Origin of the sequence: Bradyrhizobium sp. (genome assembly GCF_049512235.1) — a bacterium.
Lineage (GTDB): Bacteria > Pseudomonadota > Alphaproteobacteria > Rhizobiales > Xanthobacteraceae > Bradyrhizobium.
In genome coordinates this window covers 1-6,949 of sequence record NZ_JBEKXH010000536.1, presented here as the reverse complement: position 1 = coordinate 6,949, position 6,949 = coordinate 1, and the positions used below count along the sequence as shown (strand labels likewise).

General features: G+C 63.3%; 5 protein-coding genes and 1 pseudogene. All 6 read right to left on the bottom strand.

Annotated features, from left to right (window positions below; translation table 11 throughout):
- The coding region (locus tag ABSG20_RS31225; protein ID WP_423868301.1) for a ParB N-terminal domain-containing protein at positions 1–401 on the bottom strand (401 nt) is incomplete at its 3' end.
- A gap of 18 nt (positions 402–419) precedes the next feature.
- Positions 420–1,271, bottom strand: a complete 852-nt coding sequence (locus ABSG20_RS31220) for a ParA family protein (protein WP_423868300.1) — start codon at positions 1,269–1,271, stop codon at positions 420–422.
- Positions 1,268–1,966, bottom strand: coding sequence for a 16S rRNA (guanine(527)-N(7))-methyltransferase RsmG (gene rsmG, locus ABSG20_RS31215; RefSeq protein WP_423868302.1), 699 nt, complete (start codon positions 1,964–1,966; stop codon positions 1,268–1,270). The genes ABSG20_RS31220 and rsmG overlap by 4 nt, the downstream gene beginning before the upstream one ends.
- A 76-nt stretch (positions 1,967–2,042) precedes the next feature.
- Positions 2,043–3,943 (bottom strand): annotated as a pseudogene (mnmG, locus tag ABSG20_RS31210) (tRNA uridine-5-carboxymethylaminomethyl(34) synthesis enzyme MnmG).
- Between the two features lie 251 nt (positions 3,944–4,194).
- Positions 4,195–5,559 (bottom strand): tRNA uridine-5-carboxymethylaminomethyl(34) synthesis GTPase MnmE, encoded by a 1,365-nt coding sequence (mnmE, locus tag ABSG20_RS31205; RefSeq protein WP_423868299.1) that lies wholly within the window; start codon positions 5,557–5,559, stop codon positions 4,195–4,197.
- Positions 5,560–5,563: 4 nt separating this feature from the next.
- Entirely contained in the window at positions 5,564–6,829 is a 1,266-nt protein-coding gene (rho, locus tag ABSG20_RS31200) for a transcription termination factor Rho (RefSeq protein ID WP_423868298.1), read from the bottom strand.
- Positions 6,830–6,949 lie beyond the last annotated feature (120 nt).

The following is a 6,949-nucleotide window of genomic DNA, read 5'->3' as shown; positions in this document are numbered from 1 at the left end:
ATCGCGTTGAGGTCTTCACGCTGCACGTTCTCGATGATCGCGATCTCGAGCGCGTCGCTGTCGCTGACATCGACCGGCACGATCGGCACCTCGTGCAGGCCGGCGGCCTGCGAGGCGCGCCAGCGGCGCTCTCCGGCGATGATCTCGAAGCGATCCTGCACGCCCTTCACCGGACGCACCACGATCGGCTGGATCACGCCATGCTGCCGGATTGAATCGGCGAGTTCGCCGAGTTCGGCCGCGGCAAACTCGCGGCGCGGATTGCGCGGATTGGGCTTGAGGAATTCGATCGGCACCTTGCGCTGCGCCCGCGGCCGCTCCGGATGGGAGGACTCACCACCGACGTCTCCGATCAGACTTGCAAGGCCGCGGCCCAGTCGGGAACGCGCTTCATCGGCCATCGCCTGCTCCCCGATCCACTAGTCCGCGCGCAGTTCGCGCTCGCGCTGGATCACTTCGGTTGCGAGCTTGAGATAGGCTTCGCTGCCAACGCAGCGGAGATCATAGACCAAGACCGGCTTGCCGTAGGACGGCGCTTCGGAGATGCGCACGTTGCGCGGGATGATGGTGTTGTAGACCTTGGCTCCCATGAACTGCCTGACATCGGCGACGACCTGGTTCGACAGATTGTTGCGCGAGTCGAACATGGTAAGCACGATGCCGTGGATCGTCAGATTGGGATTGAGGGTCGAGCGTACCTGCTCCACCGTCTGCAGCAACTGCGACAGGCCCTCGAGCGCGAAGAACTCGCACTGCAGCGGCACCAGGATGGCGTCGGAGGCGGCCATCGCGTTGACCGTGAGAAGATTGAGCGAAGGCGGGCAATCGATCAGCACGTAGGTGTAATCGGACTCCGCCGTCACCTCGGTGTTCAACGCGGCGAGCGCATCACGCAGGCGAAACGCGCGGTCGCGCGTCGATCCCAGTTCGAGTTCGAGGCCCGAGAGATCCATGGTGGATGACGCGATATGCAGGCGCGGCACCGCGGTCTGGACCACCGCATCGCGCAGCGGGGCTTCCCCGATCAGCACGTCATAGGTCGAGCAATTGCGGTTGCGGCGATCGATGCCCAGGCCGGTGGATGCATTGCCCTGCGGATCGAGATCGACGATCAAAACCCGTTCGCCGATGGCCGCAAGTGCGGTGCCGAGATTGATCGCGGTGGTGGTCTTGCCCACCCCGCCCTTCTGGTTCGCCAGCGCCAGGATGCGCGGATGCCCGCCCGGAATTTTCGCCTTATCCTCTTGATAAGTATGATCAATTACGGTCATTCCGAGCTACCATGGGCTGTCGTGGACGAACCGCGCCGCTCGATCCGATCGAGTTCGACGATCCAGCCGTGTCCACCCGTGCGGCTGGAATGCAACCGAGGCGCAATACTCCAATACCTAGTGGCTTCGGTCAATTCAGCCTCTACATCTTGACCCTTGAGGAACAAGGCTTTTGTCCCCCTGCGCGCCAGCGGTTCCGCGAAGCCGATCAGCTCGTTTAACGGAGCCACCGCCCGCGCGGTAACGCAATCGATCTTAGCAGTGATTCTATTCACACAATCCCCAATTTCGGAAAGATGCACGATGCCTGGCGCCTTGGCCACGCGCAGTGCCTCGCGCAAGAAGGCGGCCTTCTTGGCATTGCGTTCGATCAGATGGACCGTAGCATCCGGCATCTCCGCCAACGCGCAAGCCAGTACGATCCCGGGAAAGCCCCCGCCGCTGCCGAAATCGGCCCAAATCTTCGCGGATGGCGCGAGGTCCAACAGCTGCAGCGAATCGGCGATATGCCGGGTCCACAGGGTCGGAAGCGTCGAGGGCGCGACCAGGTTGGTCTTTGCCTGCCATTGCCCGAGCAGTTCGACATAGCGATCCAGCCGCGCTTCTGTTTCACGTGAAACAGGCGTCAGCGCCAGCGCCGCAGCCTTGTCACTCGCCAGCTCGGATGGGCGTGGGGCAAGGCGACGCTCTTTCATCCCCTTCCCCTGCTCTTGCTCACGCTCTGATACATGGATTCGATCGTCTGGACCGCGTGTTTCACGTGAAACACGTTCACACCCTCGCAACCGCCCCCTTGCGCCGTGCTTCCCGGCGGAGATACGCCGCCAGAATGCCAAGCGCGGCCGGCGTCATCCCATCCAGCCGACCCGCCTGTCCCACCGTCCTTGGACGCGCTGCGTCGAGCTTGGAACGGGCCTCGTTGGAAAGCCCTGGGACAATGCTGTAATCGATATCGGTCAGATGCAGGCCCTCGTCGCGGCGGAAGGCGTCGACGTCGGCGATCTGGCGCTTGAGATAGACGTCATATTTGGCGTCGATCTCGATATGGAGCGCGATTCCCGGCTCGATGACCGATAGCTCCGGCCAGATGCTCCGGATCTCGGCCCAGCCAATTTCGGGATAGGCCAACAGCTCGAAGGCCGAGCGGCGCTGCCCATCCCGGTTGAGCGCGAGGCCATGCCGGGCAGCCTCATTCGGCGTCAGCGTCAGGGATTTTGCCAGTTGCTTCGCCGCGTCGAGCGCCGCCATCTTGGCACCGTGGCGCAGGGCGCGCGCGCTTCCGACGCAGCCGAGCGCAATGCCCTTGTCGGTCAGGCGCTGGTCGGCATTGTCAGCCCGCAAGGTCAGCCGGTATTCGGCACGCGAGGTGAACATCCGGTAGGGCTCGGTGATGCCGCGCGTCACCAGATCATCGATCATGACGCCGAGATAGCCATCGGCGCGGTCGAACACGATTCCGCTGGCCCCACTGGCGGCGCGCGCAGCGTTGAGGCCCGCGACCAGTCCCTGCGCCGCGGCCTCTTCATAGCCTGTCGTGCCGTTGATCTGGTCGTGCCGTTGATCTGTCCAGCCAGGAAAAGACCCGGCAGGCGCTTCGCCTGTAGGGTCGGATCGAGTTCTCTGGGATCGACATGGTCGTATTCGATGGCGTATCCAGGGCGGATCATGCGCACTTCGCGCAGCCCCGGGATCGTCGCCAGGATCGCCAGCTGAACTTGTTCGGGCAGCGAGGTCGAGATGCCGTTGGGGTAGACCGTGGAGTCGTCGAGCCCTTCCGGCTCCAGGAAGATCTGATGGCCGTCGCGGTCGCCGAAGCGGACGATCTTGTCTTCGATCGAAGGGCAATAGCGCGGTCCGCTGCTCTTGATCTGGCCCGAGTACATTGGTGAGCGATGCACATTGGCCCGGATCACCTCGTGGGTAGCATGCGTCGTGCGGGTGATGCCGCACTGAATCTGAGGCGTCGTGATGCTGATGGTCATGACCGAAAACGGCTCGGGCGGATCGTCGCCTGGCTGCATCTCCACCGCCGCCCAGTCGATGGTGGCGCCGTCGAGCCGCGGCGGGGTGCCGGTCTTAAGCCGTCCCAGCGTGAAGCCGGCCCGCTCGAAAGACGCGGACAGACCTAGTGCCGGCGCCTCGCCGACCCTGCCCGCCGGCCAGTTCTTTTCGCCGAGATGGATCAAACCGCGCAGGAACGTGCCGGTCGTAATCACAACCGCGGCTGCCGTGAGTTCGCGGCCATCGGCCAGGCGGACGCCGGTGACGCGGCCATTGGCGACCATCAGCTCGTCGGCCTCGCCCTCAATGACGCTGAGATTGGCTGTCGCGGTGATGGCGGCCTGCATCGCCGCGGCATAGAGCTTGCGGTCGGCCTGGGCCCGCGGGCCCCGCACGGCCGGTCCCTTGCGGCGATTGAGCACGCGGAATTGGATGCCGGCCGCGTCAGCGACCCGTCCCATCAGCCCGTCCAGCGCATCGACTTCCCGGACAAGATGGCCCTTGCCGAGCCCTCCGATCGCCGGATTGCAGGACATCGCGCCGACAGTCTGGAAGCGATGGGTAACGAGAACCGTGCCGGCGCCCATGCGCGCGGACGCCGCCGCGGCCTCGCAGCCGGCGTGACCTCCGCCAATGACGATGACGTCGTATGCTTCGAGCCCTGGGATCATGCGGCGACTTTTACATCGCGGCGCGAACCCCCGGAAGCGCGAAGTTCGTGGCGATAGACATGTTTCACGTGAAACAGCGCGGCGGAACTTCAGCACTTCTGCCGTTATCGGTTCTGTTTCACGTGAAACAAATTCTGGTCGCATGGTTAATGTCGCACTCCCAACCGTACAAAGTATTGGCCGGCATGGTCTTTTTTCCCCAAGGACAGACTGCCTGCGAAACCGGAGAGGGTTAATTTGACGTCTATCTTTCACTTGCCTATGCAAAAATCCCGGAAGATCACGTCGAGGATATCCTCGACGTCGACGCGGCCCAGCAAGCGCCCCAACGCATAGGCCGCTATCCGCAAATCCTCGGCCGCGAATTCCTCGCCTTGCGAGAAAGCTCCGATGCAGCGCCGCAGCGCGTCGGTCGTCTGCTGCAGCAATTGCCGCTGTCGTTCCCGGCCGATCAGGCCGCCGCTGTCCGCACCGAAAAAATCTTGCGCGAAGCTGACCAGGGCCGCGATCAATTCCCCTAACCCGTCGCCCCGGCTCGCCGAGATCGCAAACCCCCGCTGCATGGCGGCGTCCGAGCGGCTCGGGTCGCTCGTCTCCCTGCGCGGGGTTGCCTGATCGACTGCGATGGCATCCAGATCGGTCTTGTTGCGCACGATCCATAGCGGCGTGCGGCTCTCGTGCGGATGGTCCTGCCGCGGCGTATCGACCAGCCACAATACCAGGTCGGCCTCCGACGCCCGCGCCCGCGCCCGCCTTACGCCTTCCTGCTCCACGGGATCGTCGGTCTCGCGAATCCCGGCGGTGTCGATCACCGTCACCGGATAGCCGTCGAGATCAAGCTGCACCTCGATCACGTCGCGCGTGGTGCCGGCGTGGGGGGATACGATGGCGACTTCGCGCCGCGCCAGCTGGTTCATCAAAGTGGACTTGCCGACGTTCGGCGGCCCTGCGATCGCAACCACGAGCCCCTCGCGCAGCCGTTCACTCCTTTGCGCGCCGAGCACCTGCTCGATTTCGCCGAGCAGCATCTTGATGCGGGCGAGTGCCGGCGCTGTCAGTTCGGCCGGCACATCGGCTTCGTCGGAAAAATCGATACCGGCTTCGATCAGGGCCGAAGCTTTGATGATCTCGGCGCGCCAGTTGCGCGCCCGGTCGCCGAGCAGACCTTTGAGCTGGCGCAAAGCCTGGCGGCGTTGCCGCTCGGTGTCGGCATGGATCAGATCGTCAAGCCCTTCGGCTTCGGTGAGGTCGAGCTTGCCATTCTCGAACGCGCGCCGGGTAAACTCGCCCGGCTCTGCCGCGCGCACATTTTCAAAAGCCTGGAGCGCGGCGAACAGACTAGCCAGCACCGCGCGGCCGCCATGGACATGAAATTCCGCGACATCCTCGCCGGTCGCACTCGAAGGCGCCGGAAACCACAGCACCAGCGCATCGTCGATCGGGTCTCGCCTGATATCGCGCAGCAGCGCCCGCGTCGCCATCCGCGGCAGCGGAAGCTTGCCGGCGAGTGCGGTGACCGCGGCAGCTGCCTGCGGTCCCGATACCCTCACGATGGCGATGGCGCTTGGCGACCGGCCGGATGACAGCGCGAAGATCGTCTGTTGGCGTGGATGCATCGCCTCATGTATTCATCGATTCGAAGAATTCCGAGTTGTTCTTGGTGTTGCGAAGCTTGTCGAGCAGGAAGTCGATCGCATCCATGGTGCCCATCGGATTGAGGATCCGGCGCAGCACGTACATTTTCTTCAACAGCTGCGGATCGGTGATCAGCTCTTCCTTGCGGGTGCCGGAGCGCGAGATGTCGATCGCGGGGAAGGTGCGCTTGTCCGATACCTTGCGATCCAGGATCAGTTCGGAATTGCCGGTGCCCTTGAATTCTTCGAAGATCACCTCATCCATGCGGCTGCCGGTATCGACCAGCGCGGTGGCGATGATGGTCAGCGAGCCGCCCTCCTCGATGTTGCGCGCCGCGCCGAAGAACCGCTTCGGCCGCTGCAGCGCATTGGCGTCGACACCGCCGGTCAGCACCTTGCCCGATGAGGGCACCACGGTGTTGTAGGCGCGCCCCAGCCGCGTGATCGAATCGAGCAGGATCACGACGTCGCGGCCGTGCTCGACCAGACGTTTTGCTTTTTCGATCACCATCTCGGCGACCTGGACGTGACGCACCGCGGGCTCGTCGAAGGTCGAGGAAACCACCTCGCCCTTGACCGAGCGCTGCATGTCGGTGACTTCCTCCGGACGCTCGTCGATCAGGAGCACGATCAGATAGCATTCCGGATGATTGGCCGTGATCGAATGCGCGATGTTCTGCATCAGCACGGTTTTGCCGGTGCGCGGCGGCGCCACGATCAAGGCGCGCTGGCCCTTGCCGATCGGGGCGACGATGTCGATCACCCTTGCAGAAAGGTCCTTTCTGGTGGGGTCCTCGAGTTCGAGCCGGAAACGCTGGTCCGGAAACAGCGGCGTCAGATTGTCGAAATTGACCTTGTGCTTGGATTTTTCGGGGTCTTCGAAATTCAGCGTGTTGACCTTCAACAGCGCAAAATAACGTTCGCCTTCTTTCGGACTACGGATGTGACCTTCGATGGTGTCGCCGGTGCGAAGTCCAAAGCGGCGGATCTGCGATGGCGAGACATAGATGTCATCCGGTCCCGGCAGATAATTGGCGTCCGGCGAGCGCAGGAATCCAAAACCGTCGGAGAGAACCTCAACGACGCCTTCGCCGATAATGTCGGTTTCCTGGATCGCAAGCTGCTTGAGGATGGCGAACATCAGCTCCTGCTTGCGCATGGTGCTGGCATTTTCGACCCCTTTTTCTTCTGCGAACGAGACAAGCTCGGCCGCGGTCTGAGCCTTGAGGTCTTGGAGTTTGATTTCCCGCATTGGGAGGGTCCTGTGGAATAAACGGGGGGGAGGGCTTACGAGGCGGCTTCAAAACAGCGGACACGAGAAAAGCTAGGGGGTCCGCAGGTCTTCAGCGAGGAAAGTGCCGGATAGGCTTCA

Bases quoted from the DNA above. Each gene is read 5' to 3' on its own strand.
- ABSG20_RS31220 (WP_423868300.1), bottom strand. From the start codon at position 1,271: ATGACCGTAATTGATCATACTTATCAAGAGGATAAGGCGAAAATTCCG.
- rsmG (WP_423868302.1), bottom strand. From the start codon at position 1,966: ATGAAAGAGCGTCGCCTTGCCCCACGCCCATCCGAGCTGGCGAGTGAC.
- mnmE (WP_423868299.1), bottom strand. From the start codon at position 5,559: ATGCATCCACGCCAACAGACGATCTTCGCGCTGTCATCCGGCCGGTCG.
- rho (WP_423868298.1), bottom strand. From the start codon at position 6,829: ATGCGGGAAATCAAACTCCAAGACCTCAAGGCTCAGACCGCGGCCGAG.